Below are 24,057 nucleotides of genomic sequence, written 5' to 3' on the forward strand. Positions count from 1 at the left end.
CACCGACCGCCCCTACCGATTCGTATGACCACTGTCGAAATCGAGTACTGCGTCCCGTGTGGGTTCCGCGAACGGGCGCTTGACGTGCAACGGGCTATTCTGACGAGCTTAGAGCGCGACCTCGACCGCGTGAGCCTGGCGATGGGTGACCACGGCGTCTTCCGCGTCACCGTCGACGGCGAGGCGGTCTACGAGAAAAGCGAGGACGACTACGACGTAGACGGCATCGTTCGGGCGGTCCGCAAGCGGGTGTAGCCGCGCGGAGAACGGAACGGCTTTCGGCGCCCGATTCCCAGCCACCAGTATGACAGACGTACTCCTCGCCGAGGAGGTCCGCCGGAGCTACGGCGACACCGTCGCGCTGGACGGCGTGTCGCTGTCGGCGACGGCGGGCGAAGTGCTGGCGCTGGTCGGCCCGAACGGGGCCGGCAAGACGACGCTCGTTCGGGCGCTGACTGGAACCACCGACGCGGAGGGGCGCGTCGAACTGTTCGGCCGGTCGCCGACGGCGGTCGACCGGGACCGAATCGGCCTGCTCCCCCAGTCGTTCACCCCGCACGAGCGACTGACCGCCCGCGAACTGGTCGCCTACTACGCCGGGCTCTACGACGAGACCCGCCCCGTCGCGGACGTACTCGACGACGTGGGACTGACTGACACTGCCGACACCCACTACGAGAACCTCTCGGGGGGCCAGCAGCGCCGGACCTGCGTGGCGACGGCGCTCATCAACGACCCGGACCTCCTCGTGCTGGACGAGCCGACGACCGGCATCGACCCCGCCGGCCGGCAGGCGCTGTGGGAGCTGCTCGAAGGGCTCGCCGACCGCGGCGTCACCATCATCGTGACGACCCACTACATGGAGGAAGCCCAGCGGCTCGCCGACCGCGTGGGGCTGCTGGCCGACGGGCGGCTCGTCGCGCTCGACGCCCCCGAGGCGCTGGTCGCCGACCACGGCGGCGACAGCCAGCTCCGCATCGACGGGGAGTTCGACGAGGCCGCCGTCGAGACCATCGACTACCCGGCCGAGATGACACTGCGCAACGACCGGCTCGTCGTCTACGGCGTCCGTCCCGAATCCATCGGCGGCGTCGTCGACGCGCTCGACACCGCGGGGTTGCACTACGACAGCCTGACCTGGAAGCAGCCGGACCTCGAAGACGTCTACCTCGAACTCACGGGCACCGGGGTCGGTCGGTCCGGCGAACCGAAAGAGGCCGTCCCGGCGGCCGCGGGAGGGGCCCGATGAGTCGTCTCGGCCGGCTCCGTTCGGAGTCGCGGGCCGCGAGCCGCGCGTTCCTGCGCCGCCGTACCGCGGTCTTTTTCACCTTCTTCTTCCCGCTCATCATCGTCGTCATCTTCGGCGTCCTCGTCCAGACACGGCCCGGCGGCGGCGGGCTGTTCACCCGGGAGCCGGCCTACTACGTGCCGGGCTATCTCGCGGTGGTCGTCCTCTTTACGCCGCTTTCCCGTGTCGGCAGCGAGGTGGCCCGCCACCGCGACGGCAACCGCTTCGAGAAACTGGCGACCACGCCGCTGACACGGCCGGAGTGGCTGCTGGCCCAGACGCTCGTCAACACCGTCGTCATCGGGCTGGCGGGACTCATCCTTCTCGGCCTGATGGTCGTCCTGACCGGGGCCGATATCGTGCTCTCCCCGCTCTTGCTCCCCTTTGTCGTCCTCGGTGTGGCGCTGTTCTGTGGGGTCGGCGCGATGCTTGGCAGCCTCGCGAGCTCACAGGACGGCGTCATCTCCGCGAGCAACGGTATCGCCCTGCCGCTGCTTTTCCTCTCGGAGACGTTCGTCCCGCCGGAGCTGCTCCCGGCGTGGTTCCCGACGTGGCTCTCGCCGCTGACCTACTTCTCCCGCGGTGTGCGTGCAGTGAGCACCGGGAGCGGCGAGACGCTGCTCCCGCTTGCGGTGCTTTCGGTCTGTGCCGTCGTCGGCTTCGCCGTCGGCGCGGCGCTGTTGCCCCGGACGGACTGAGCCGTCGACTACCGTTGCAGTTTCGGCCCGACGAGCGCAAGGAGTAGCGCCGCCTCGCCGCGTGGCTCCCACATGTAGATGTGGTTCAACATGACGTAGGTGACGATGCCGAGAAAGAGCGAGAGCCCCCACGCGGCGACGGCGATGCGGCCGACTCTCGCGTGGGCCGTCTCCCTGAGTTCGCTGGGCGTGTGTGACAGTCCCAGGACGACGGCGTGGACGACGACCGGGACGGAGACGGCCGACAGCAGGATGTGGACCGCGAGCATCACGAGGTAGGCGTAGTAGACGGCTCCCTCGACCAGAATCGACTTCTCGAAGCCCCCGCCCACTTTCAGGAGATACAGTACCAGAAAGAGGACGATGAGGGCAAACGCCGACAGCATCGCTGCGCGGTGTCTGCGGACCTGGTCGGTCCTGATGAAGTAGACGCCGGCGAGTATACAGCCAAGGGCCAGCGTGTTGACCACGGCGATGGCATCGGACAGCACGATGACGGTCTCGTTGCTGATAGACGGGAACGGGAAGACGCCCCCGAAGGTCCCGAAGACGAGGGCGTACCCGACGAGCGATAACACGGCGGTGACACGGCGCGGGGAGGCTCTCGCGCGTGACTGGAGTCTGTCTGCGACGGCCATACTCCACCTGAGAATTCGAGGGCTTTCCGTGTTCTGGAACGGGCGTCGAAACCGGGTCTAGGCGAACGTCTTCGAGACGTCCTCGTCTTCGGCCTCGTCTTGCTCTATTTTCTCCCAGGCGTCGTGGAAGTCCGACATCCGGACCTCCGTGCGGTCGTCGCGGATGGCGAACATCCCGGCCTCGGTACAGATGGCCTTGATGTCGGCGCCGGAGGCGTCGTCGATCTCGGCGGCGAGGTCGGAAAACTCCACGTCGTCGGCGACGTTCATGCTGCGGGTGTGGATCTGGAAGATCTGCTCGCGGCCCTCGGCGTCGGGGTTGGGGACCTCGATGAGGCGGTCGAACCGGCCGGGTCGGAGGATGGCGCGGTCGAGCATATCGAAGCGGTTGGTGGCGGCGATGATGCGGATGTCGCCGCGGTCGTCGAAGCCGTCCATTTCCGAGAGCAGCTGCATCATCGTCCGCTGGACCTCGGCGTCCCCGGAGGTCTTGGAGTCGGTTCGCTTGGCGGCGATGGCGTCGATCTCGTCGATGAAGACGACGGCGGGCTCCTCCTGGCGGGCCAGTTCGAAGAGGTCGCGGACGAGCTTGGCGCCCTCGCCGATGAACTTGTGAACCAGCTCGGAGCCGGCCATCTTGATGAAGGTGGCGTCGGTCTCGTTTGCGACGGCCTTGGCGAGCATCGTCTTGCCGGTGCCGGGCGGGCCGTGCAGCAGGACGCCGCTCGGTGGTTCGATACCCACGTCCTCGAACATCCCCGGGCTGGTCAGGGGCATCTCGACGGTCTCGCGGACCTCTGCCATCTGCTCTTCGATGCCGCCGATGTCGGCGAAGGTGACGTCCGGGGACTTGTCAACCTGCATCACGCGTGCGCGTACGTCCGTCTCGTCGTTGAGCTGTTTGACGATGGACAGCGAGTTGTTGACGGCGACGCGGTCGTCGGGTGCGAGGTCCTCCCGCATCTCGTCTGTGACCTCCGTCAGGGCCTCCTGGTTGTTGCCGTGTTGCTTGATGATGGCACCGTCGTCGTTGAGCTCCTGGACCGTGGCGACAAACAGCGGCGACTGCTTGAGCTTCTTGTTCTCGTGGGTCAGCCGCTCTAGCTTCTGCTGGTACTTGTTGTTCTCGGCGTTGGCGTCCAGCAACTTGTCACGCATCTCCTCGTTTTGCGATTCGAGCACCTCCAGGCGCTCCTGCAGCGACTCTATCTTCTGTTGCATCGAGGCACCCTCGTCATACGGCAGGTCCACCTCGTCGACGGTGTCGGTCATTATGCCCCTATTAGTAGGTGAATCATTAAGAGGCTTCGGGTAGTGCCACATACCGAAAGCGGGCGTAGCGGCCCGGAAACGTTCGAACACGGCACTCCTGTGGCACCTGCCGAATCGGTAGCTTTCTGCCGGGTCCGGGGCTAGGCCACCTATGGCATCACAGACCACCTCCGTCGTCGTCGTCGGCGGCGGCGTCGCGGGGCTCTCGGCGGCCCTCTTTACCGCCCGGGCCGGCCTCGCGACGACCGTCGTCTCGACCGGCGAGTCGATACTGGAACGCAACGCCCACCTGGAGAACTTCCCCGGCTTCCCGGCCGGCGTCAACCCCCGGCTCCTCCTCGAACTGCTGGAAGAACAGGCCGCCGACGCGGGGGTCGAGTTCGCCGACGGGCGAGTCCAGCGCGTGACCCGTGACGGCGGGGCGTTCGAACTCGTCGACGCCGACGGCGAGGGCTACGAGGCGGACTACGTCGTCGCGGCCTCGTGGTCCGACGCGACGTATCTGGAGGGGCTGGACGTGGACTTCCTCGACCGCGGCTCCAAGACCTTCGTCGGCGTCGACGAGTTCGGCTCGACCTCGGTCGACGGGCTGTACGCGGCGGGTCGCCTGGCGGAAAAACACCACCAGACCGTCGTCGCCGCCGGTGACGGCGCCCAGGTGGGTATCGCCGTCGTCGAGGACAGCGACGCGAAGTTCTACCACGACTGGACGGTCCCCGAGGGCTACTTCACGGAGCGGGACCGCGAGGTCCCGCCGGGCTGTGAGGAGATAGACGACGCCGAACGCAAGCGGCGGGAAGCCGAGTCGCTGGAGCGGATGCGCGAGGCCTTCGCCGAGCCACACCCGGGCGAGCCGACGATGCATCCGAGTGTCGCCAACGATGACTAGAGCGCAGAGACGGTCGGACTTTTAGGCCGCGACGGCCAAGACGATTCCATGTTGGAGGGAGTCAACGTCGTCCTCGGGGTCTCGGGCTCCATCGCGGCGGTCAAGACGGTGGAACTGGCCCACGAGCTTCGCCGACAGGGGGCCCAGGTCCGGGCGGTCATGACCGACAGCGCGACGGGCATCGTCCACCCGTGGGCCGTCGAGTTCGCCACCGAGAACGACGTGGTGACCGAGCTCACGGGCCGGGTCGAACACGTCGAGCTGTGTGGCGCCGACGGCTGGGGGGACGTGCTCTTGCTCGCGCCGGCGACGGCCAACACCGTCGGGAAGGTCGCCGCCGCAGTCGACGACACGCCGGTGACGACGACGGCGACGACGGCACTCGGCGCGGGCGTCCCCGTCGTCGTCGCGCCCGCGATGCACGAACCGATGTACGACCATCCGGGCGTGCTGGACGCTATCGAACGGGTCGAGTCCTGGGGAGTCGACTTCGTCGACCCCCGAATCGAGGAGGGGAAAGCCAAGGTCGCGACCGAGGAGGCCATCGTCACCGCGGTCGCGCGGGCGGCGGGCGACCGACCCCTCGACGGCCGACACGTCGTCGTCACCGCCGGGGCGACCACGGAGTCGGTCGACCCCGTGCGGACCCTCTCGAACCGCGCCTCGGGCCGGACCGGCCGGGCGGTCGCGCGGGCCTGTCACGTCCTCGGAGCCGACGTGACGCTCGTCCACGACGGGCCGGACGTGCCCTACGCGACCGTCGAGGGCGTGGAGTCGGCCGCGGAGATGACCGCCGCCGTCGCCGAGGTCGCCGGCGACGCCGACGCGCTCGTCTCCGCCGCCGCTATCTCGGATTACACCGTCGAGGCCGCCGACGAGAAGATACGCAGCGGCCAGGCCCGGCTGACCCTCGAACTCGAACCCACCCCGAAGCTCATCGACACCGTCCGGACCGACCACCCGGACCTGCCGATCGTCGGCTTCAAGGTCGAGTCGGCGGGCGATGACGATGCGCTGGTCGCTCGGGCTCGCGAACTCAGAGCGCGTGTCGACCTCGCATTCGTCGTCGCCAACGACGCGAGCGTGATGGGAAGCGAGACGACTCGGGCGCTGCTCGTAGAGGGCAAGCGCCACGACGAGTACACCGGCGACAAGGGGGGCCTCGGACTCGCCGTCGCGGAGAAATTGGCCGGAAAACTGGGCGAACAGCCATCCGCGGTCGAGTGATTGCGAAATAGTTTTGCGTATCCCGACGCTCGCTTCCGGTAACGACTGTAGAGCCGCTTAGACACACAGAGACAGGACTCTCAGAAACTATCGTGACTACTTCCGACGCCTTTCGTCTGTTGGTACCCGTCGCCGACTCCGTGACGGTGCGAAACACCGTCGCGTACGCCGTCGACGCGGCCATCGAAGCGGCCGACAACCGGCCGGTCGAGCTCCACGTCGTCGACGTCGCCTCGACCCGCGCGGTCGACCCGGACGCCCCCGAGGAACTGGCCGCCGCAAGCGACCTGCTCGACCGCGTCGAGGCCTGGGTCGACGAGGACACGGCCGGGGAACGACCCGCGAACCTGACACTCGTCACCGACGTCGTCGGCGCCGACCAGTACCTGTTCAGTCCCGGCGACTACGCCGACGTGTTGCTCGCGTACGCCGACGAGCGGGGAATCGACCGCATCGTACTGGACCCCGAGTACAGCCCCGGCGGCGCGGCCCCCATGTTGCGCCCGCTCACTATCGAACTCGCCCGCGGCGAGGTCGATATCGAGGAGGCGCCCGTCGAGCGCCGGACCGAGCGGACGGTCGTGGCCCGTGCGGCGTCGCTTCCGAAGTACCTCGCCGTGTTCGGTGCCTCGTTCCTGTTTTACATGCTGCTTTCGTCGTGGAAACCGATCGACTTCGCCACCGGCACCCTCACTGCGGCCCTGGTCGCCGTCCTGCTCGCCCCGGTCGCGTTCAGCGACCAGCCCTCCTTTGTACGCATCGGCAAACAGACCGTCAGGATGCTCATCTACGCGCCGTATCTCCTGAAGGAAATCGCCGTCGCGAACCTCCAGATAGCCTACGTCGTCCTGCATCCGTCCCTCCCCATCGACCCGGAAGTCGTCGAACTCCGGGCTGCCGTCTGGGGCGACACCGCCGTGACGACGCTGGCAAACAGCATCACCCTCACGCCCGGCACGCTGACTGTAAGCGTCTCCGACCGCGCCTTTACCATCCACTCGCTGACTGCAGGCGCACGCGGGGACCTCTTTGACGGCGGGCTGGAACGGGCCGTGCGGTTCGTCTTCTACGGCCGCGAGGCGGCCGCTATCGCCACGCCCCGCGAACGCGGGGACGACGGGGGCCACAGCGATGGTTGACTTTTCGACCGCCCTGCTCGCCGTCGCCGCGGCGTTCGTACTCTTTGCGGTCGTCGCCCTCTACCGGGTGTTCGTCGGCCCGACCATCCACGATAGAGTCATCGCCGTCAACGTCGCCGGCACGAACACGGTGATAGCCATCGCCCTGGTCGCGGCGGCCTTCGACGAGTCGACCTTCCTCGACGTGGCGCTCGTCTATGCCTTGCTCAACTTCCTGCTCTCTATCGCGTTCTCGAAGTTCAACGTCGAGCACGGAGGTGTGCTATGACACCTGTCGAGTGGGCCATCGTCGTCCTCGCCGTGCTGGGGGCCTTCTTCGGCGGCGTCGCCGCCGTCGGCATCGTCAGGATGCCCGATATCTACACACGTGCACACGCGGCGTCGAAAAGCGACACGCTCGGGGCGGTACTGACCATCGCCGCGGTCGCTCTGGCCCTGGAGACGGGGCTTTCGACGATCAAAGCAGTCTTCCTTGTCGTGTTCATGTTCCTCACGAACCCAACGGCGGCCCACGCCATCGCCCGGGCCGCGGAGGACCAGGGAATCGAACCGTGGACCACGGAGGACGACCAATGAGTCTGTCGCTGTTGGAGGGGTCCCTGCTGGTGTTCGTCATCGGCTGTGCGCTCGGGACGGCGCTGCTGAAGGACACGATGGCGTCGGTCATCGCCTTTGCCGCCTACAGCCTGGGCATCTCCATCATCTGGCTCGTCCTCCAGGCCCCGGACGTGGGGCTGACCGAGGCCGCCGTCGGCGCCGGCATCATGACCATCCTGTTCCTGCTGGCACTTGCTAACACGGTCACGCCGGACGCCGACAGCCTGTTCGAGTCGGTCCGCTGGCGGACGGTCGCCCTCGTCGGCGCGTTCGTCCTCGTACTGGGGGCGACCGTCCCGTCGCTGCCGGCCATCGGCGACCCGACCGCACCCGTCGTCGGGGGGGAGGTCACCCAGTACTACCTGGCGAACGCCTACAAGGAGACACAGGTCCACAACGCGGTGACGGCAGTGCTCGCGGCCTATCGGGGCTTCGACACGCTCGGGGAGGCCGTCGTGGTCTTCTCGGCCGGCGTCGTCGCCCTCTCCGTGCTTCGCCGGGAGGTGTTCGCATGAGCGCCGACGAGCGGCCGGGGCTGTACGTCGAGTCGACCATCATCATGACCACCGTACGGGTCGTCGCCCCGTTCGTCCTCACGTTTGCCCTCTTCATCATGTTCCACGGGGCGGACACGCCCGGCGGCGGGTTCCAGGGCGGCGTCATCGCGGGCTCGGTCGTGATGATGCTCGCTTTCGCCTTCGGTATAGACTCCACTCGGCAGTGGCTCGACGTGCGCATCGTCGCGGCGCTTGCCTCGGGTGGCGTCTTCGTCTTTGCTGGTATCGGTCTCGGCGCGATGGCGCTGGGCGGGCAGTTCCTCCAGTACAACGTCTACGAACCGTACTACTACAAGGCCAGCAAGTACGGCATCGAGCTGGTCGAACTGGGCATCGGCGGCATCGTGGCAAGCGTCGCCATCGGGCTCTTTTTCGTGCTGGCTGCCGGCTTCGGCCACGTCACGGACACGGAGGGCGAGCGATGACGGCCGACCCGCTCCAGTTGGACCTGCTGACGAGCCGGTACAACTACTACGCCGTTGTGCTGTTGCTGGGTATCGGGCTGTACACCCTCATCGAGTCGCCCAACCTCGTGAAGAAAGTCATCGGGATGAACATCTTCCAGACGGGTATCTTCCTGTTTTTCGTCACGCTGGCCTACCGCACCGGCGGGAACCCGCCGGTCGTGACGGACGGTGGCGGCCCCTACGTGAGTCCGCTGCCACACGTGCTCATCCTGACCGCCATCGTCGTCGGCGTGGCCCTCACTGCGGTGGCGCTTGCGCTTATCGTTCGCATCTACTCGGAGTACGGAACGCTCGACGAAGACACGCTGGAGGAGCTCTACTATGATTGACCATCTCCCCGTCCTGCTTGTCGTCGTACCGATAGTCGGGGCCGCCGTCCCGCTCGTGGCGAGCCTCTACACCGACCGTGCCGGCTGGACCATCGCCGCCGTCACGATGCTTGTCCACGCCGCGCTCGCGGGCCTGCTCGTCCGCGAGGTCCGGACCGGTGGCGTCGTCAGCTACGCCGTCGGCGGCTTCACCATACCCTACGGCATCGAACTCGTCGTCGACGGGCTCACCGTCGCCGTCGTCGCCCTCATCAGCGCCATCTCGCTTGGCGTACTCGCGTACGCGCGCCACGCCGGCCCACACGAGAACACCTTCTACAGCCAGTTCCTCCTGCTCGTCACCGGGCTCACGGGGATGACCGTGACCGGCGACGTGTTCAACCTCTACGTGTTCCTGGAGATTACCGGCCTCGCGGCCTACGGCCTCGTCGCCAGCGGCCGCGAGGCAAGTGGGGCCGTCGCGGCCCTGAAGTACCTCATCGTCGGCACCGTCGGCGCGTCGCTGTACCTGCTGGGCGTCGGCTACGCGCTGGCAGCGACCGGGACGCTCAACATGGCGGACATGAGCGCGAAACTCGCCGCCGTCGGCTACGACTCGACGCTGGTCCTGACTGCGTTCGGGCTGATGGTCGGCGGGCTCACAGTCAAGGTCGCGCTGTTTCCCTTACACACGTGGCAGCCCGACGCGTACGCGAACTCCCCGGACAGCGTCAGCGCGTTCATCTCGGCACTCGTCTCGACGGTGTCGGCGTATGCCCTCGCCCGACTGCTGTTCTCGGTCTTTACCGTGGAGTTCCTGACGGCGGTGCCCGCGGCCCGCTGGGCCCTTATCGCCGTCGCGTCGGTCAGCATCGTCGCCGGCTCGGCGCTTGCAGTCTCCCAGTCCAGCGTCCAGCGGATGCTTGCGTACTCCTCGGTGTCGCAGTTCGGCCTCGTCATCGCCGGCTTCGCCGTCGCGACCCCTCTCGCCGTCGTCGGCGCGACCGTCCACCTGGTCGGCCACGCCGTGATGAAAGGCGGCCTCTTTGCCGCAAGTGGCATCATCGAACGCGAGACCGGCGCGACCACGCTCGGGGGCTACGCCGGGATGGGTACCCGGACGCCGGTCGCCGCCGGCGCCTTCACTGTCCTCGCGCTGGGGATGGTCGGCGTCCCGCCCGCTATCGGGTTCGTCGGGAAGTGGTACATCCTCGTGGGCGCCGTCGAGGCCCAGCTGTGGCCTGTCGTCGGCGTCCTCCTGCTCAGTACGCTGCTGACACTCGCCTACTTCGCCCGCCTCGGCGAGCGGCTCTACTTCGCCGAGCCGACCATCCGCGAGGAGGGGGCCGTGGCCGACGGCGGTGAGAGGCCCGAGTCGGACTCACAGCCCGACGGCGCTACGGGCGTCTCGACCGGGATGCTCGCCGTCGTCGTCGTCGCCGCCGTCCTCGCGGTCGCGCTGACCGCCGCCGTCCCGGCGCTCGAACAGCTCCTGATCGAGACGCTGCCCTCACTCCTACAATGATAGAACCATCCATCCGACCACTGGCCGCCGTACTCGTGAGCGCGCTGGCTATCCCCGTCATCCTCTCGCTTAAATCCCGGCCGAACGTCCGCGAGGGCGTCACCCTTCTCGTGGCCGGGTCCAAGCTCGCCATCGTCGGCAGCATGGTCCCCGGTGTCCTCTCGGGGACGGTGTACGTCACCGACATCGCCGACTTCGGTAACGGCCTTTCGCTCGTCTTGCGTGCCGACGCGCTCGGTGTTCTCTTTGGCCTGCTCGCGAGCCTGCTGTGGCTCGTCACGAGCTTCTACTCCATCGGCTACATGCGCGGGCTGAGCGAACACGCCCAGACCAGATACTTCGCCTCCTTCGCGGCCAGCGTCGCCTCCGCCATCGGCGTGGCCTTCGGCGCGAACCTCCTGACACTCTTTGTCTTCTACGAGCTGCTAACGGTGTCGACGTACCCGCTGGTCACCCACGACGAGACCGACGAGGCCCGCGCAGCCGGCCGAAAGTATCTGACCTACACCTTCGGCGGCGGCGTCGCCGTCCTCGGTGGCACCCTGTTGGTCTACTTCCTGACCGGCACCACTGCGTTCACGCCGGGCGGTATCGAGGCGCTCGCGACGGCGGACCCGACGCTGGCGAAGGCCGCATTCGCTCTGCTTGCGGCCGGCTTCGGCGTGAAAGCCGCGCTGATGCCGGCCCACTCCTGGCTGCCCGACGCCATGGTCGCGCCGACCCCGGTGTCGGGACTGCTGCACGCCGTCGCCGTCGTCAAGAGCGGCATCTTCGGCATCGCTCGCATCGTGCTGGACGTCTTCGGCACCGACCTCATGGCCGACCTCGGGGTCGCGCTGCCACTCGCTGCGGTCGCTGCCTTCACCCTGCTTGCCTCCAGCGTCATCGCCTTGCGCCAGGACAACCTCAAGCGCCGGCTGGCCTACTCCACCATCAGCCAGCTCTCCTACATCGTCCTCGGGCTCGCCCTGCTGGAGGGGAACGCCCTCATCGGCGGGCTGCTCCACATCCCCGCTCACGCGTTCATGAAGCTCACCCTGTTCTTCTGTGCGGGGGCCATCCACGTCGAGACCCACACGGACGACATCAGCGACATGGCCGGTATCGGAGCCCGGATGCCGCTGACGATGGCGGCCTTCGCCGTCGCCGCGGCAGGGATGGCCGGCATCCCGCTCGTGGCCGGCTTCGTCAGCAAGTGGTATCTCGTCATCGGGGCCTTGGAGGGCGGCCAGACGGTCTTCGCCGCCGCGCTGCTGGTCTCGGGCATCCTCAACATCGCGTACTTCTGGCCCATCGTCTACCAGGCGTACTTCGAGACGCCCGAGCACCACGACGACAAGCCGCTCATCAGCGGCCTGCTGGGCGGGAGCGAAGCGGTGCGGCCCGACGGTGGAGAGGGCCGCGAGGAGCCAGTCACGGAAACGGACGGGGCGGTCGAAACTGACGAGCCGGCGCCCGAACCCGAACACGTCGACCACCTCGGGAAGTTTGAGGAGGACCACGAACACCACGGCGGGCCGCCCGAGGGCGGCTGGGACCGGCGCGGTTGGCTGGGCGGGGAGAGCACCTGGTTCATGCTCGGACCCATCCTGACGGCGGCGACCCTCTCGCTGGCGCTCGGTATCGCGCCGCGACTGGCGGTCTTCCTCCGCATCGTTGAGACAGTTGTCGGCGGTCTGCCGGGGGTGGCGCTCTGATGGCGGGTCCCCTTACGACCGTTCCGCCCGTCGTCGTTCTGCTGGCCGTCGCCGTCCTCATCGCCGTCCTGCCGCGGCGGGCCGGCCACGCGCTTGGCATCGCCGCCTCCGGGGCCGCCCTGGCCTGGGCGTGGGTCGTCCCCTCCGGTGCCTTCCTCCGGACGACGTTCCTGGGCTTCGACGCGGTCCTGTTGAACGTCGATGACTTCTCCCGGCTGATGGGCGTCATCTTCGGCATCATCGGTATCGCGGCGGTGCTGTATTCGTACGCCAGCGAGGCAGAGAGCGTCCAGACCGCCTTTGCTTACTCCTACGTCGCCACCAGCTTCGGCGCGGTCTTTGCCGGTGACTGGCTCACCCTCCTCTTTTTCTGGGAGCTGATGGCCGTCACGAGCACGCTGCTCGTCTGGCACTACCGCGGGGCGGCGATACGGGCCGGATTCCGCTACGCTATCTTCCACGGTATCGGCGGGACTCTCCTGATGGCTGCAATCCTCCAGAACTACGCCATCAAGGGCACCTTCCTGTTTGGTTCGGTGCCCGGCGGGCCCGAGACCGCCGGTATCGTGCCGGGGCTGCCGGCGGCGCTTGCGGCCGTCGGCATCGGCGTCAACGTCGGCTTCATCGGCCTGCACGCCTGGCTGCCCGACACCTACCCCCGGCCACACATCGCCGCCAGCGTCTTCCTCTGTGTGTTCACCACGAAGACCGGCGTCTACGGGATGTACCGGGCGTTCCCGGACGGCCACGTCGCCATCGCCTACATGGGTGGCGGGATGGCCGTCTTCGGCGCGACCTTCGCGCTGTTCCAGAACGACATGCGCCGGCTGCTCTCCTATCACATCCAGTCCCAGGTCGGCTACATGATAGCCGGCGTCGGCATCGGGTCGGCCCTGTCCCAGGCCGGCGCCTTTGCCCACGTGTTCAACCACATCCTCTACAAGGGACTGCTCTTTATGACCGCCGGCGTCGTCGTCTACCGGACCGGCGAGGAGAACCTGAAGAAACTCGGCGGGCTGGCCCGACAGATGCCCATCACGGCGGGGGCCTTTACCGTCGCGGCCCTCTCTATCGCCGGCTTCCCCGGCTTCAACGGCTTCGTCTCGAAGGGTATCGTCATCGCGGCGAGCCACTACGACTTCCCCCACGGCCCGGTGTACGTCGGCGGCCTGACGACTCTGGAGTGGCTGCTCTACATCGGCGGCGTCGGCACGTTCATGTCGTTCATCAAGTTCGGCTACTACGCCTTCTTCCACGGCGAGTACGACGGGGATGTGGCGGACGCGAACCGCGGCCAGGCCGTCGCGATGGTCGGCGTCGCCGCTCTCTGTGTCGCCTACGGGCTCTTCGACGGCGCCCTGTTCGCACTGCTGCCCTTCGACGTGACCAGCGAGGCCGTCGTCTCGCACGCCTACACGACCTACACGGTCGAGCACATCGTCGAGGGGCTCGTCCTCGCCGTGGCCGGGCTCGTCGGCTTCGCTATCACGAAAAAGCCCCTCTCGAAACTCGGGCGGGTCCCCGACATCGACCGTCTCACGAACCCGGCCGTGTTCTACGGCACCCGCGGTCTGGTCGTCGGTCTCACCGAACTCTACGCCGCTGCTGACCGGGCGGCCGTCGCGGGAGCGGGCACTGTGGTCAGCTCGGTTACAAATCCTGATACCGTCTACGACCGGGTGGTCGGCGGCGAGAGCTCAAACCCGCTCCGAGCGGGTATCGGGCTCAGTATTCTCGTCCTCGCCGTCTTCGTGACAGTAGTCTTATTGTTCTTGGCCTGAGTGTTAAAGGTATTCTCACAGCGGATAATTAGTGCTGTACCTTTATACACTCCTGTCCCAATATCACCGCTAGGGACACGGCTGGGGCGCAACTGGTATCCGCATGGTACCCTTCAGTTCGTGTCGGACACGACTATGAATCTGAAAGAACTACTACAAGACGACAACGCGGTATCGCCGGTCATTGGGGTCATCCTGATGGTCGCAATCACAGTCATCCTCGCTGCAGTGATTGCAACGTTCGTGCTCGGTCTCGGTGACTCGCTGAGTAACACCGCGCCGCAGGCTAGTTTCACGTGTGAAGATAGTACTACTCTTCTTCACGATGGTGGAGACGAGCTGGACGGTACTAAATTGGATGACGCCGATGATGATGATGGGGTCACCAATTCAGATACCTCTATAACTGCTGGCGATACTATAGATAGCGACTTTGAAGCACCACTCACTTGGAGCGACCAGGGTAGCTCGGCAACGCTCCGTTCGGAGAGCTGCTAATCCCGAATGATGAACTTCAAAGAACTATTAACGAACGACGACGCAGTATCGCCGGTCATAGGTGTCATCCTGATGGTCGCTATCACAGTTATCCTCGCGGCCGTTATCGCGACGTTCGTGCTCGGACTCGGTGACTCACTAAGTAATAGTGCACCACAAGCAAACTTCGACTTCGACTACGATAGCTCAGCCAACGATCTTACGATAACCCACGAAGGCGGTGACGCGATACCCGAATCCGAAATTGCGCTGCGAGGTGCGAGTTCCGGTAGCAATGAAGGTCCAGGTATTGACTGGGACGGGAGCGAGACCGCGGGCGATGCAGACATAACTGCAGGAAGCTCGTATACGTATACGGGCGTTGAGAGCGGTGACACGGTCCGGGTCATCTGGCAGGACAGTAACGGAGATAATAGCGCGACCATCGGAAACTGGGACGGTCCCGACGCGTAAAATCTCCATAGCCATATTTTGGATGGTGGGACTACTTTCCAAGACCTGTCTTGGAGATACGTATCTTTCCTCATACATTTATGACCGCCAATATTATTATCTCATACCTCTCACTGGCGGGTAGGATGGTACCGTCGCGGGGTCAAGGTGAGATCGCCAGATGAGCCAGCAGGTACGCCGCGAGGCGGACGACGGCCTCTCGAACGAGGAGATATTCGATGTCCTCCACAACGAGCGTCGCCGCTACGTCCTCCAGTATCTCCGCGAACACGGTGGACCAGTCTCGCTGGGTGATCTCGCCGACCACGTCGCCGCCGCGGAGTACGACTGCGACTGCGAGGAGGTTACCAGCGCTCAGCGCAAGCGCGTCTACACCACACTCCAGCAGTCCCACCTCCCGCAGATGGACGAGGCGGGTATCGTCGACTACGACAGCGATGACGGCGTCATCACGACCACCGACCACACGGAGGAGCTGACGGTCTACCTGGAAATTGTCCCGGAAGGGGAGTTCCCGTGGCGCGAGTACTACCTCTCTATTGGCGCCATCAGCCTCGCCATCGTGACCGTGCTGTGGGTCGGCGTCTACCCCTTCACGCTCATCCCGCCGCTCGTGTGGGGCACGCTCTTTGCCGTCGTGCTCACGCTGTCGGCGCTGTATCACACCCTCGTGGCTCGGGAGATGACGCTGACGGAGTTCGTCGAGGACGACAGGCGCTGAGGACTCCTCGGGCTCGATTGGGCGACTGTCGGGCTCCCTGCTATCTGTCTCAATAGTGAGACCGAGTTGCAGCCGTACAGGGCGCTGTTGATGGCGTCCAAGGTGCTGCTGAACGCTGAAAGTCTTGGTCTCAAAACCCTCGACATATCTCTCCGCTGGTGGGCATTTCTTGAGCAGTAGCTATAGGCGGTGACGAGCAAGTCCGCTGGAACAACCCGGACGGTAGTGGCTCGCACATCGTCGCCGAGTGCTAAGCTAACTACCCCCTGAATCGGCACGCGGCGACGCTTTTCCTTTGTATCGGTCGGCCAGTGGCAACGCTGGCGAGGCCAGGCGGCTGTCGGTTTTCCCAGCCGCCTGCCGACCGCTGACGACGAACTTTAGTAGGGCCTCGCAGAACCCTCGATATGGAAAAGCTGCAGGAGTCGTTGCTCGACGCGCCAATCATCGAGAAGGAGGGGTATCACTACTTCGTTCACCCGATCAGCGACGGCGTGCCGATGTTGCGGCCCGAACTGCTGCGCGAGATCGTCATCAAGATCATCCGCAAGGCCGAACTCGAAGACGTAGACAAGATCGTCACGCCGGCGGCGATGGGCATCCACATCTCGACGGCGGTGTCGCTGATGACCGACATCCCGCTCGTGGTGGTCCGCAAGCGCCAGTACGGTCTCGACGGCGAGGTCGCACTCTCGCAGGTCACGGGCTACTCGGAGAACGAGATGTACGTCAACGACGTCTACGACGGCGACCGCGTGCTCGTGCTCGACGACGTGCTCTCGACGGGCGGGACGCTGGCGGCACTGACCGGTGCGCTGGAGGACATCGGCGCGGACATCTGCGATGTCGTCTGTGTCATCAAGAAAGACGACGGCCAGAACAAGCTCGACGAGGCCGGCTACGAGGCCAAGACGCTCATCAACGTCGTCGTCGAGGACGGCGAAGTGGTAATCACGGACGAGTACGGCGACGGGTGAGGGGCCAGCGCGGTCGCGGATTTTTGCATTGTCGGCCGGAAACATCAACACGAGACTGCTCGTCTTCCCTCACCCGGTTCGCAGGCGTCTCAGCCCGCTGCGTGCGAGACGCGTAGCTACGTTGTGATACCGAACTGTACACAGCCCACCAGCGGAGCGTGACTCGCTGGGCTAGCGTGGTCTCCTTCGAACGGGTTCGTCGCTCACGGAGTTGTGAGCGAGAGAATATAGCGGGCGGTAGATTTGAACCGGAGCAGGACGGTCGCTCACGCCGTTCGCGCTGCGTCTTGCAGGGTTCAAATCTACGCTGCGACGACTGACTCACGTATCGCTCGGCGATAAACCGCCTCGCTGTGAAGTGAGTCCGTCAGAAATAGCGGGAGGTAGATTTGAACTACGCCCACGTCGCTCCCGCCCGTCGCTCGTGGTCTTCTTCAAATCTACTCCGTTCGATTATCAACGACACAGGACTCGTCGCTTTGCTCCTCGTCGTTGTGTCGTCAGAAAATAGCGGGAGGTAGATTTGAACTACCGATCTGCGGGTTATGAGCCCGCCGGAATCTCCTGGCTATCCCATCCCGCTACCTGTTCATACCCGAGTGCCCTCATTAAGACTTGTGATTCGGTTGCCGTCCGTGAATTACTGACGCACTACTCGTCCTGATGGACCTGCCAGGTAAAGAGGCTCTCGAAGACGTAGTTGACCGACATGGCGGCGGCGATGGCGATGGGGCTGGCGGCGATGAACCACAGGTCCCGGCCGGCGACCACCAGCTCGACCGTCAGCTGTTGGGTCAACAGCCAGTAGACGACTAGCTGGACGGTGACACCGCCGGTCCGGACGAGGTGGGATTTCCCCAGCCGCTCGAGGAACGGTCGCAGGCCGGCCTCGCCGTCCCCCGAGAAGGTCCAGTGCTCGTTGACCAGAAACATCACGACGATGGCGGTCTCGACGCCGGCGGCTTTCGCCCAGAGGTCGGGGACGCCGAAGGCCAGTCCCAGCACCGCCAGTACCGCGTTGTCGCTGATGGCGCCGACGATGCCGACCGAGAGAAACTGACCGAACCGCACCCCGGAGACGAGCGCTTCGAAGCGCTCGGGGACCAGCCCGCGGAGCCGGTCACCGACGCTCATCGGTCCCGTTCGATGAGGGCGGTGGGCTGTTCGCGGGCCGCGGCGATGACCGTGTGGAGCCGGTCGTCGCTCAGCTGTTTCGCGCGGTGCCTGGCAGATAGCAACGCCCGGAACAGCGCTACCGAGTCCCGGACCGGCGAGACGGTCGAGCCGGGGCGGTCCTCCCAGCTGATGGGCACCTCGGCGACGCGGAGGTCGAGCGCGCCCGCAATGGCGGCGAGTTCGACATCCCAGGCGAAGCCGGGCTCGTAGAGGTGCGAACGGACCTGCTCCCACCCCCCGGCGCTGATGGCCTTTGCGCCGCACTGGTAGTCGTGCAGCGAAACCGTAAGGAGGGAGCCGGCGAGCCACGCGAAACCGTCGCCCAGGAACCGGCGGGCGAGCGTCTGGTGGCTGGCGACCTCCGAGTCGGGGTGACGGCGCGACCCGACGGCGAGGTCGGCCGTCCCGGAGCTCACCCGGTCGACCACCGAGGCCAGCGAGTCGGCCGGGGTCGAGCCGTCGGCGTCGGCAAACGCCAGCACGTCCGTCTCCAGGACCTCGAACCCGGCCGTGATTGCGGCCCCCTTGCCGCGCCGGTACGGCACGGTTTCGACGACGGCCGGCAGGTCGCTGAGCTGTGCTTTGACGCCCTCCTTGGGTGCGTCGAGTTCGATGACGACCGTCTCCGGGTCCAGCGTCTCCTTGATGGCGGTCACGTACCGCCGCAGCTCCTCCACGTCAGGACGGAAGGCCGGGACAACTACACCGACGGTCGTCGACATCGTATCACTCTGTACCGTCAGCGAGTAAAAACAGTTCGGAACGCGTGGGGGCGGGGTGAATCAAAAAACGTATACGGTGTCCCCCAACTCTTATCCTTTGATGGAGTACGGTCTCGTTGCCCTCTGGCTCGCTCTTTATCTTCTCCTGGCCTACGTCGGTGCGACTGTCGCGTCGGCGCTGTTTCCCCGCTTTGCCGACCGCGGTATCGCGTTCGGGTTACCCGTAGCTCTGGTGGTGCTGTGGCTGTCTACGTACTTCCTCGGTCGGTTCTCGATAACGGCCGGCATCTGGCTCGGGGTGGCGGCGCTGGTCGCTGCCGCGATTGCGGTGGCCTATCGCCGCGAACCGGTCGATCTCCGCTCGTTCGGTGAGGTCGCTGCCGTCTTCGCCGCCGTCTTCCTGTTCGTGGTGTGGATCCGCGCACTCGACCCGGCCATCTCACCGCTGGCCGGCGAGAAGTTCCTCGATTTCGGGCTGGTCCAGTCGCTGCTGCGGACCGATACCCTCCCACCGGAGGACATGTGGTTCGCCGGCGAGCCGGTCGCCTACTACTACGGTGGGCACCTGCTGACGGCGATTCTCACCAGGCTGACCGGGACGGCCGGCCAGTACGCCTACAACCTCGCGCTGGCGGGCTTTTACGCCACGCTGGTGACGGGTGTCTACGGGCTGGCTGGCGCCGTCGCGGCCGCCCGGGACATCCCCCGCCGCCTCGCCGCCGGGCTCTCGGCCTTTTTCGTCGGCGTCGCGAGCAACCTCACGACCCCGGCCCGCGCGCTGCTCTGGTTGTTGCCGGACGGCGTCGCCCGGTGGGTCGCCGGCGCGGCCGGCTACGAACTCAGCGGGCTCGCAAACGGCCCGGGCGAGTTCTACTATTGGGACGCCAGCCGCGTCATCACGGACGACCCCTCCGACTTCGCGACGTACACGCCCGCGAGGGGGTACAGCGTCAACGAGTTCCCGCTCTTTGCCTGGCTCAACGGGGACCTCCACGCTCACATGATGAGTACGGGCTTTCTCGTCCTGACGGCGGCGCTGTGTTTCAGCTACTACCAGACGCCGGCCGAGGAGCGCCGGCGGCGGCTGGCACTCCTCTTTGGGGCGATTCCAGCTGTCGGCGGGCTGATGGCGGTGACGAACACGTGGTCGTTCCCGTCTATCGCCGGGCTCACCATGGTGACCGTCGCTATGGCGCCGGCCAGTCCGCGAACGCTCCTGCCCGCTTCGCTCCGTGACCCGCTCCCGAGGGACGGGGCGGCCGCCGAGGGGTCCCGAATCGGACTCGCCGTCGCCGTCGCCGCCGGCGTCGCCATCTTGGGCCTGCTGTGGTCGCTTCCCTTCTGGCTGGGCGTCGGCAGCGGCCGCGAGGTCACGTATCTCCCCGACCGCAGCAGCATCGCGGAGCTGGTCGGGATTCACGGGCTCTTCGTCGTCCCATTTGCCCTGTACCTGTACGCACAGGTCGGCCGGACACTCGACACCAGACGGGCGCGTTTCGTCGGGCTTGGCTTTCTCGGAAGCGTGGCACTCGGGACGATACTCGACGTGGCCGCTGTCGGGCTCGTCCTCCCGCTGCTGGTCGGCGCGTGGCTGTTCGCCCGGTCGCCGACCGGCCGGCCGAGCTCCGGGCCGCTTCCGGCGCTGGCCGACGGCGGCGAGCGCTCGGTCGGCTTCGAGACGGTGTTGCTGGTCGCGGGTGCCGGCCTGGTCATCCTCGTAGAGTTCGTCTTCATCAAGGAGAACGTGGGGCGGATGAACACGGTGTTCAAGACGTACATGCAGGTGTGGGTGCTGTGGGCCGCCGCCGTCGGGCCGATACTGGCGTGGTTGCTGACGCGCTGGCGCCCGGACGACGAGACGACCCGCCGGCTTGTCAGGAACGGGACGACGGTCTTTGTCGTCCTGTTGGTCTGTTCGACCTCGGTGTATGCCGCCATCGCGTTGCCCAACCACGCCGGCCGCGCCGGAGAGGCGACCCTCGACGGGACCGCGTACCTCGACGAATCCCACTCCGGGGAGGCCGAAGCCATCCGCTGGATGGACCGCGAGATAGACGGCCGGCCGAACATCGTCACCGCGGCGCCGGCCGGCTACTACTGGGTGCCCGCGGAGGGGAAAGGCGCCAGCGCCCCGTCGAGTCTGACGGGGATTCCGACGGTGGCCGGCTGGGTCCACGAGGCCCAGTACCGCAACAACAGCATCTACAACGAGCGTGTCAACGACGTCGAGGCCATCTACCGGGGCGACCCCGACCGACAGCGCGAGCTGCTACGGACGTATGACGTCGAGTACGTCTACAACGGGCCGGCCGAACGTGCCCGCTACGGGACCATCACGGTCAACCAGCGAAACGGCGTGACGGAGGTACACCGCTCGGGTCAGGTCGTCATCTACCGCGTCAATCAGAGCGCGCTGGTGGCGGCCTAGCCGAACCGGTCGACGGTGTTCGTGAGCGGGAGTTCCCGTATCAGTGCGATACAAGGGCTGTGACCGCGCGTCGTGGGGAACCGACGGTCCAGCCGATGGCTCGGACTGGGCTCCGCGCCCGTGAGAGGGCCGCGGTGTGGCCCGTCGTGAAAAGCCGCAAGCGAGTCGGCGGATTACGCTTCCGCCCGCTCGCGCAGGACGGTGACGGCCTCGGCGTCAATGTTGTCGGTGTCGAGGTGGTTCGGAATGTACTCCTGTTTCGCGAAGGTCTCCTGTTCGTCCTCGCTCCCGATGGTACACCACAGCTGGACGCGGTCGGGGCCGTGCCAGTCGCCCTGCCGAGCGACCGCAAAGACCTCGTACTCTTCGCCGTCGTACTCGATGCGGCCGCCCTTCCGGAGGCCGGGGTCCCCGCGGATGATGAGCTTCTTCATACCTCCCAGTTGGCAAACGGCGTACTTATTCACTTCGAAGGAGCCCACGCTGGGGCGTCGACCGGAGGGGCTTTACGTCGGGGGGCGAGAGTACCACGTGGACGGCACGGTCCGACAGCACCTTTCAGTCCGCGTGTCCAACACGCGGGTCACCGCTGACTGGCCTACCCCGTCTCTCTAACACTGCTGAGCCGCTGCTGTACTGAATCGGGAGAGACGGGTCGGACCCCATGAGGGCACCACGACCGGAGGGTGGAAACTCCGAACCGTCGGGGTTTTAAGCAGCCATATCGAACCGACCTGTAAGGTCGATATCTATGGAGATGCCACGACGCTTCAACACGTACTGTCCGCACTGTAACGAGCACCACGAACACGAGGTCGAGAAAGTTCGGACCGGCCGACAGAACGGCATGAAGTGGATTGACCGCCAGCGGGAGCGCAACTCCGGTATCGGGAACGACGGGAAGTTCTCGAAGGTCCCCGGCGGGGACAAGCCCACGAAGAAGACGGACCTGAAGTACCGCTGTTCCGAGTGTGGGAGCGCCCACCTCCGAGAGGGATGGCGCGCCGGCCGACTGGAGTTCCAGGAGTAACTATGGCAGGTAGTTTCGTCACCGTCGCCTGTCCGGACTGCGAGAACGAACAGACTCTCTTCGAGAAGGCCGCGAGCGAGGTCGCCTGTGCGGTGTGTGGCCACACGCTCGCCCGCCCCACCGGCGGCAAGGCCGACATCGAGGGCGAAGTGACCGCCGTCGTCGAGGCCCGGTAACATGAAATACAGCGGGTGGCCGGAACCGAGCGAACTCGTCGTCGGCAAGGTCGACGAGATCGAGGACTTCGGCGTCTTCGTCGACCTGGCGGAGTACGAGGGCAAGCGTGGCCTCTGTCACATCTCCGAGGTCGCGAGCGGCTGGATTAAGAACGTCCGTGACCACGTCAACACCGGCCAGACGGTCGTCGCCAAGGTGCTCGACGTAGACGAGGACGCCCAGCAGATCGACCTCTCGATCAAGGACGTCAACGACCACCAGCGAAAGGAGAAGATACAGGAGTGGAAAAACGAGCAGAAGGCCGACAACTGGATGGAGCTTGCCTTCGGCGAGGACATCGCCGACGAGGCATACAGCGCCATCGCCAACGCTCTGCTCAGCGAGTTTGGCTCCCTGTACGACGGCTTCGAGGCCGCCGCTATCCACGGCGAGTCGGCGCTCGAAGACACCGACCTCGACGCCGACGAGACCGAGGCCATCGTCGAGACGGCCCGTTCGAACGTCTCGGTCCCCTACGTCAACGTCACGGGATACGTCGACCTGACCTGTCCCGACAGCGAGGGGGTCGACGTCATCAAAGACGCGCTGAAAGCCGCCGAGGGGAACGGCGAAGTGCCCGACGAGATACAGCTTGAGGTCACCTACGTCGGCTCGCCCGAGTACCGCATCCAGGTGCAGGCCCCCGACTACAAGACCGCGGAGGGCGCGCTCGAAGAGAGCGCCGCCCGCGCCCGCACGGTCGTCGAGGCCGAGGGCGGCAGCGCCGAGTTCCATCGCGACCGCGACGAAGACGACGAATGAAGTCTGACATCCGGGTGTGTTCGGTCTGGCGGGCCGAACACGACCGCCCGGTGTACACCCTTTCGCAGACCTGTCCCGACTGTGGCGCCGAAGCGATAAACAGCGCCCCGGCACCCTTCGACCCGGCTGACCCCCACGGCGAGTATCGACGTTCTCTTAAGCGCCGACGCCGGGAATAGGGGGTATGGACGAATTCGATATCGAGGTACTTGCGGACCCGACGCTCGACGAGCCGGTGCTGGTTGAGGGGCTGCCCGGCGTGGGCCACGTCGGCAAGCTCGCCGCCGAGCACCTGCTCGAAGAGCTCGACAGCGAGCTCGTCCGTCGCGTGTACTCGACGCATTTCCCCCCGCAGGTCAGCGTCGAGGACGGGCGAACCCAGCTTGCGTCGGCCGAGTTCCACGCCGTCACCCCCGAGGACGGACGGGACATGCTCGTGCTCACCGGCGACCACCAGGCCCAGGACAACGGGGGCCACTACGGTCTCACGACTGCCTTCCTCGACATCGGCGACGAGTTCGGCGTCGAGGAGGTGTACGCCCTGGGCGGGGTCCCGACGGGCGAGCTCATCGAGGAGTACGACGTGCTCGGCGCGACGACGACCGACGACTTCGGCGACCGCCTCGAAGCGGCCGGCGTCGAGTTCCGCGAGGACGAACCCGCCGGCGGCATCGTCGGCGTCTCCGGACTGCTTCTGGGCCTGAGCGAGCGCCGCGACCGCCCCGCCGCGTGTCTGATGGGCGAGACCTCCGGCTATCTGGTCGACCCCAAGAGCGCACAGGCGGTCCTGGAGATTCTCCAGGAGGTCGTCGGCTTCGAGGTCCCCTTTGACCCGCTCGAAGAGCGCGCCGACGAGATGGAGGAAGTCGTCCGCAAGATACAGCAGATGGAAGAGCAGTCGGCTCCGTCGCCGGCCGACGAAGACCTCCGATACATCGGGTGAGCGGGGCCGCTGAAAGCGGACGATTCTTAGGCCATCGGGCCTAACGGT

General features: G+C 66.0%; 29 protein-coding genes and 1 tRNA gene. 24 read left to right on the forward strand and 6 right to left on the reverse strand.

Features of this window, described 5'->3' with window-relative positions:
• Positions 1-24 precede the first annotated feature (24 nt).
• Genes VJ162_RS01075 through VJ162_RS01085 form a run of 3 tightly spaced genes read left to right on the forward strand, consistent with a single transcriptional unit; the run spans position 25 to position 1,986 of the window.
• Entirely contained in the window at positions 25-255 is a 231-nt protein-coding gene (locus VJ162_RS01075) for an Rdx family protein (protein WP_324661822.1), read from the forward strand.
• Between the two features lie 49 nt (positions 256-304).
• Complete coding sequence (locus tag VJ162_RS01080; RefSeq protein ID WP_324661823.1) at positions 305-1,249, forward strand: ABC transporter ATP-binding protein; 945 nt, start codon at positions 305-307, stop codon at positions 1,247-1,249.
• Positions 1,246-1,986: an ABC transporter permease gene (locus VJ162_RS01085; RefSeq protein WP_324661824.1), complete on the forward strand. Its 741-nt coding sequence runs from the start codon at positions 1,246-1,248 to the stop codon at positions 1,984-1,986. Before VJ162_RS01080 ends, VJ162_RS01085 begins: the two co-directional genes overlap by 4 nt.
• An 8-nt stretch (positions 1,987-1,994) precedes the next feature.
• On the opposite strand, the gene VJ162_RS01090 is transcribed toward VJ162_RS01085, so the two are convergent.
• Together VJ162_RS01090 and pan1 are read right to left on the reverse strand one after the other, a co-directional pair.
• On the reverse strand, positions 1,995-2,624 hold the full coding sequence (locus VJ162_RS01090) for a DUF420 domain-containing protein (protein ID WP_324661825.1): 630 nt from the start codon (positions 2,622-2,624) through the stop codon (positions 1,995-1,997).
• 57 nt (positions 2,625-2,681) lie between these two features.
• Entirely contained in the window at positions 2,682-3,896 is a 1,215-nt protein-coding gene (pan1, locus tag VJ162_RS01095; protein WP_324661827.1) for a proteasome-activating nucleotidase Pan1, read from the reverse strand.
• Positions 3,897-4,047: 151 nt separating this feature from the next.
• Here pan1 and VJ162_RS01100 point away from each other — a divergent pair, with 151 nt between their 5' ends.
• From VJ162_RS01100 to hpt, 15 genes are all read left to right on the forward strand, one after another.
• The gene (locus VJ162_RS01100) at positions 4,048-4,785 is read left to right on the forward strand and encodes an FAD-dependent oxidoreductase (RefSeq protein ID WP_324661828.1); all 738 of its coding nucleotides are present in this window, start codon (positions 4,048-4,050) and stop codon (positions 4,783-4,785) included.
• A 48-nt stretch (positions 4,786-4,833) separates the two neighbouring features.
• Entirely contained in the window at positions 4,834-6,012 is a 1,179-nt protein-coding gene (gene coaBC / locus VJ162_RS01105; RefSeq protein WP_324661830.1) for a bifunctional phosphopantothenoylcysteine decarboxylase/phosphopantothenate--cysteine ligase CoaBC, read from the forward strand.
• A 140-nt stretch (positions 6,013-6,152) separates the two neighbouring features.
• A complete protein-coding gene (locus VJ162_RS01110; RefSeq protein ID WP_407066830.1) occupies positions 6,153-7,151 on the forward strand; it encodes a monovalent cation/H+ antiporter subunit E in 999 nt (332 codons plus the stop codon).
• A complete protein-coding gene (locus VJ162_RS01115) occupies positions 7,144-7,419 on the forward strand; it encodes a cation:proton antiporter (RefSeq protein ID WP_324661833.1) in 276 nt (91 codons plus the stop codon). Before VJ162_RS01110 ends, VJ162_RS01115 begins: the two co-directional genes overlap by 8 nt.
• A complete protein-coding gene (gene mnhG, locus VJ162_RS01120; protein ID WP_324661834.1) occupies positions 7,416-7,727 on the forward strand; it encodes a monovalent cation/H(+) antiporter subunit G in 312 nt (103 codons plus the stop codon). Before VJ162_RS01115 ends, mnhG begins: the two co-directional genes overlap by 4 nt.
• Complete coding sequence (locus tag VJ162_RS01125; protein ID WP_324661835.1) at positions 7,724-8,263, forward strand: DUF4040 domain-containing protein; 540 nt, start codon at positions 7,724-7,726, stop codon at positions 8,261-8,263. Before mnhG ends, VJ162_RS01125 begins: the two co-directional genes overlap by 4 nt.
• Entirely contained in the window at positions 8,260-8,730 is a 471-nt protein-coding gene (locus VJ162_RS01130; RefSeq protein ID WP_324661836.1) for a Na(+)/H(+) antiporter subunit B, read from the forward strand. Before VJ162_RS01125 ends, VJ162_RS01130 begins: the two co-directional genes overlap by 4 nt.
• Positions 8,727-9,101: a cation:proton antiporter subunit C gene (locus VJ162_RS01135; RefSeq protein WP_324661837.1), complete on the forward strand. Its 375-nt coding sequence runs from the start codon at positions 8,727-8,729 to the stop codon at positions 9,099-9,101. The genes VJ162_RS01130 and VJ162_RS01135 overlap by 4 nt, the downstream gene beginning before the upstream one ends.
• Positions 9,094-10,605 carry a monovalent cation/H+ antiporter subunit D family protein gene (locus VJ162_RS01140; RefSeq protein WP_324661838.1) on the forward strand — a complete coding sequence of 504 codons (1,512 nt, stop codon included), beginning with the start codon at positions 9,094-9,096 and terminating at the stop codon, positions 10,603-10,605. The genes VJ162_RS01135 and VJ162_RS01140 overlap by 8 nt, the downstream gene beginning before the upstream one ends.
• Positions 10,602-12,302, forward strand: a complete 1,701-nt coding sequence (locus tag VJ162_RS01145; protein ID WP_324661839.1) for a proton-conducting transporter transmembrane domain-containing protein — start codon at positions 10,602-10,604, stop codon at positions 12,300-12,302. The genes VJ162_RS01140 and VJ162_RS01145 overlap by 4 nt, the downstream gene beginning before the upstream one ends.
• Positions 12,302-14,083 carry a Na(+)/H(+) antiporter subunit D gene (locus tag VJ162_RS01150; protein ID WP_324661840.1) on the forward strand — a complete coding sequence of 594 codons (1,782 nt, stop codon included), beginning with the start codon at positions 12,302-12,304 and terminating at the stop codon, positions 14,081-14,083. Before VJ162_RS01145 ends, VJ162_RS01150 begins: the two co-directional genes overlap by 1 nt.
• Positions 14,084-14,218: 135 nt before the next feature.
• Positions 14,219-14,581, forward strand: a complete 363-nt coding sequence (locus tag VJ162_RS01155; RefSeq protein WP_324661841.1) for a type IV pilin N-terminal domain-containing protein — start codon at positions 14,219-14,221, stop codon at positions 14,579-14,581.
• 9 nt (positions 14,582-14,590) lie between these two features.
• A complete protein-coding gene (locus tag VJ162_RS01160) occupies positions 14,591-15,034 on the forward strand; it encodes a type IV pilin N-terminal domain-containing protein (RefSeq protein ID WP_324661843.1) in 444 nt (147 codons plus the stop codon).
• Between the two features lie 160 nt (positions 15,035-15,194).
• Positions 15,195-15,755 carry a DUF7344 domain-containing protein gene (locus tag VJ162_RS01165; protein WP_324661844.1) on the forward strand — a complete coding sequence of 187 codons (561 nt, stop codon included), beginning with the start codon at positions 15,195-15,197 and terminating at the stop codon, positions 15,753-15,755.
• Between the two features lie 407 nt (positions 15,756-16,162).
• Positions 16,163-16,732: a hypoxanthine/guanine phosphoribosyltransferase gene (gene hpt / locus VJ162_RS01170; RefSeq protein ID WP_324661845.1), complete on the forward strand. Its 570-nt coding sequence runs from the start codon at positions 16,163-16,165 to the stop codon at positions 16,730-16,732.
• Between the two features lie 508 nt (positions 16,733-17,240).
• On the opposite strand, the gene VJ162_RS01175 is transcribed toward hpt, so the two are convergent.
• From VJ162_RS01175 to VJ162_RS01185, 3 genes are all read right to left on the reverse strand, one after another.
• Positions 17,241-17,315, reverse strand: a tRNA-Met gene (locus VJ162_RS01175).
• A 68-nt stretch (positions 17,316-17,383) separates the two neighbouring features.
• A complete protein-coding gene (locus VJ162_RS01180) occupies positions 17,384-17,866 on the reverse strand; it encodes a GtrA family protein (protein ID WP_324661846.1) in 483 nt (160 codons plus the stop codon).
• Positions 17,863-18,630, reverse strand: coding sequence for a glycosyltransferase (locus tag VJ162_RS01185; RefSeq protein WP_324661847.1), 768 nt, complete (start codon positions 18,628-18,630; stop codon positions 17,863-17,865). The genes VJ162_RS01180 and VJ162_RS01185 overlap by 4 nt, the downstream gene beginning before the upstream one ends.
• Before the next feature lie 100 nt (positions 18,631-18,730).
• Here VJ162_RS01185 and VJ162_RS01190 point away from each other — a divergent pair, with 100 nt between their 5' ends.
• A complete protein-coding gene (locus VJ162_RS01190; protein WP_324661848.1) occupies positions 18,731-21,058 on the forward strand; it encodes a DUF2298 domain-containing protein in 2,328 nt (775 codons plus the stop codon).
• 173 nt (positions 21,059-21,231) lie between these two features.
• Here VJ162_RS01190 and VJ162_RS01195 read toward each other — a convergent pair whose 3' ends face one another.
• Entirely contained in the window at positions 21,232-21,492 is a 261-nt protein-coding gene (locus tag VJ162_RS01195; protein ID WP_324661850.1) for an HAH_0734 family protein, read from the reverse strand.
• Between the two features lie 317 nt (positions 21,493-21,809).
• Here VJ162_RS01195 and VJ162_RS01200 point away from each other — a divergent pair, with 317 nt between their 5' ends.
• From VJ162_RS01200 to VJ162_RS01220, 5 genes are read left to right on the forward strand one after another with little or no spacing between them, the layout of a single operon-like run.
• The gene (locus VJ162_RS01200) at positions 21,810-22,088 is read left to right on the forward strand and encodes a 50S ribosomal protein L44e (RefSeq protein ID WP_324661851.1); all 279 of its coding nucleotides are present in this window, start codon (positions 21,810-21,812) and stop codon (positions 22,086-22,088) included.
• A gap of 2 nt (positions 22,089-22,090) precedes the next feature.
• Entirely contained in the window at positions 22,091-22,264 is a 174-nt protein-coding gene (locus tag VJ162_RS01205) for a 30S ribosomal protein S27e (protein ID WP_310899394.1), read from the forward strand.
• A gap of 1 nt (position 22,265) precedes the next feature.
• Complete coding sequence (locus tag VJ162_RS01210; RefSeq protein ID WP_324661853.1) at positions 22,266-23,066, forward strand: translation initiation factor IF-2 subunit alpha; 801 nt, start codon at positions 22,266-22,268, stop codon at positions 23,064-23,066.
• Entirely contained in the window at positions 23,063-23,245 is a 183-nt protein-coding gene (locus tag VJ162_RS01215; RefSeq protein WP_324661855.1) for an RNA-protein complex protein Nop10, read from the forward strand. Before VJ162_RS01210 ends, VJ162_RS01215 begins: the two co-directional genes overlap by 4 nt.
• A 5-nt stretch (positions 23,246-23,250) precedes the next feature.
• The gene (locus VJ162_RS01220; RefSeq protein ID WP_324661856.1) at positions 23,251-24,009 is read left to right on the forward strand and encodes a proteasome assembly chaperone family protein; all 759 of its coding nucleotides are present in this window, start codon (positions 23,251-23,253) and stop codon (positions 24,007-24,009) included.
• The last annotated feature ends 48 nt before the right edge of the window (positions 24,010-24,057 follow it).

The organism is Haloarcula sediminis (assembly GCF_035656455.1).
Lineage (GTDB): Archaea > Halobacteriota > Halobacteria > Halobacteriales > Haloarculaceae > Haloarcula > Haloarcula sediminis.

Excerpts from the sequence above, each read along its gene's own strand:
- VJ162_RS01075 (WP_324661822.1), top strand. The coding sequence starts at position 25 with ATGACCACTGTCGAAATCGAGTACTGCGTCCCGTGTGGGTTCCGCGAA.
- VJ162_RS01080 (WP_324661823.1), top strand. The coding sequence starts at position 305 with ATGACAGACGTACTCCTCGCCGAGGAGGTCCGCCGGAGCTACGGCGAC.
- VJ162_RS01085 (WP_324661824.1), top strand. The coding sequence starts at position 1,246 with ATGAGTCGTCTCGGCCGGCTCCGTTCGGAGTCGCGGGCCGCGAGCCGC.
- VJ162_RS01090 (WP_324661825.1), bottom strand. The coding sequence starts at position 2,624 with ATGGCCGTCGCAGACAGACTCCAGTCACGCGCGAGAGCCTCCCCGCGC.
- pan1 (WP_324661827.1), bottom strand. The coding sequence starts at position 3,896 with ATGACCGACACCGTCGACGAGGTGGACCTGCCGTATGACGAGGGTGCC.
- VJ162_RS01100 (WP_324661828.1), top strand. The coding sequence starts at position 4,048 with ATGGCATCACAGACCACCTCCGTCGTCGTCGTCGGCGGCGGCGTCGCG.
- coaBC (WP_324661830.1), top strand. The coding sequence starts at position 4,834 with ATGTTGGAGGGAGTCAACGTCGTCCTCGGGGTCTCGGGCTCCATCGCG.
- VJ162_RS01115 (WP_324661833.1), top strand. The coding sequence starts at position 7,144 with ATGGTTGACTTTTCGACCGCCCTGCTCGCCGTCGCCGCGGCGTTCGTA.
- mnhG (WP_324661834.1), top strand. The coding sequence starts at position 7,416 with ATGACACCTGTCGAGTGGGCCATCGTCGTCCTCGCCGTGCTGGGGGCC.
- VJ162_RS01125 (WP_324661835.1), top strand. The coding sequence starts at position 7,724 with ATGAGTCTGTCGCTGTTGGAGGGGTCCCTGCTGGTGTTCGTCATCGGC.
- VJ162_RS01130 (WP_324661836.1), top strand. The coding sequence starts at position 8,260 with ATGAGCGCCGACGAGCGGCCGGGGCTGTACGTCGAGTCGACCATCATC.
- VJ162_RS01135 (WP_324661837.1), top strand. The coding sequence starts at position 8,727 with ATGACGGCCGACCCGCTCCAGTTGGACCTGCTGACGAGCCGGTACAAC.
- VJ162_RS01140 (WP_324661838.1), top strand. The coding sequence starts at position 9,094 with ATGATTGACCATCTCCCCGTCCTGCTTGTCGTCGTACCGATAGTCGGG.
- VJ162_RS01145 (WP_324661839.1), top strand. The coding sequence starts at position 10,602 with ATGATAGAACCATCCATCCGACCACTGGCCGCCGTACTCGTGAGCGCG.
- VJ162_RS01150 (WP_324661840.1), top strand. The coding sequence starts at position 12,302 with ATGGCGGGTCCCCTTACGACCGTTCCGCCCGTCGTCGTTCTGCTGGCC.
- VJ162_RS01155 (WP_324661841.1), top strand. The coding sequence starts at position 14,219 with ATGAATCTGAAAGAACTACTACAAGACGACAACGCGGTATCGCCGGTC.
- VJ162_RS01160 (WP_324661843.1), top strand. The coding sequence starts at position 14,591 with ATGAACTTCAAAGAACTATTAACGAACGACGACGCAGTATCGCCGGTC.
- VJ162_RS01165 (WP_324661844.1), top strand. The coding sequence starts at position 15,195 with ATGAGCCAGCAGGTACGCCGCGAGGCGGACGACGGCCTCTCGAACGAG.
- hpt (WP_324661845.1), top strand. The coding sequence starts at position 16,163 with ATGGAAAAGCTGCAGGAGTCGTTGCTCGACGCGCCAATCATCGAGAAG.
- VJ162_RS01180 (WP_324661846.1), bottom strand. The coding sequence starts at position 17,866 with ATGAGCGTCGGTGACCGGCTCCGCGGGCTGGTCCCCGAGCGCTTCGAA.
- VJ162_RS01185 (WP_324661847.1), bottom strand. The coding sequence starts at position 18,630 with ATGTCGACGACCGTCGGTGTAGTTGTCCCGGCCTTCCGTCCTGACGTG.
- VJ162_RS01190 (WP_324661848.1), top strand. The coding sequence starts at position 18,731 with ATGGAGTACGGTCTCGTTGCCCTCTGGCTCGCTCTTTATCTTCTCCTG.
- VJ162_RS01195 (WP_324661850.1), bottom strand. The coding sequence starts at position 21,492 with ATGAAGAAGCTCATCATCCGCGGGGACCCCGGCCTCCGGAAGGGCGGC.
- VJ162_RS01200 (WP_324661851.1), top strand. The coding sequence starts at position 21,810 with ATGGAGATGCCACGACGCTTCAACACGTACTGTCCGCACTGTAACGAG.
- VJ162_RS01205 (WP_310899394.1), top strand. The coding sequence starts at position 22,091 with ATGGCAGGTAGTTTCGTCACCGTCGCCTGTCCGGACTGCGAGAACGAA.
- VJ162_RS01210 (WP_324661853.1), top strand. The coding sequence starts at position 22,266 with ATGAAATACAGCGGGTGGCCGGAACCGAGCGAACTCGTCGTCGGCAAG.
- VJ162_RS01215 (WP_324661855.1), top strand. The coding sequence starts at position 23,063 with ATGAAGTCTGACATCCGGGTGTGTTCGGTCTGGCGGGCCGAACACGAC.
- VJ162_RS01220 (WP_324661856.1), top strand. The coding sequence starts at position 23,251 with ATGGACGAATTCGATATCGAGGTACTTGCGGACCCGACGCTCGACGAG.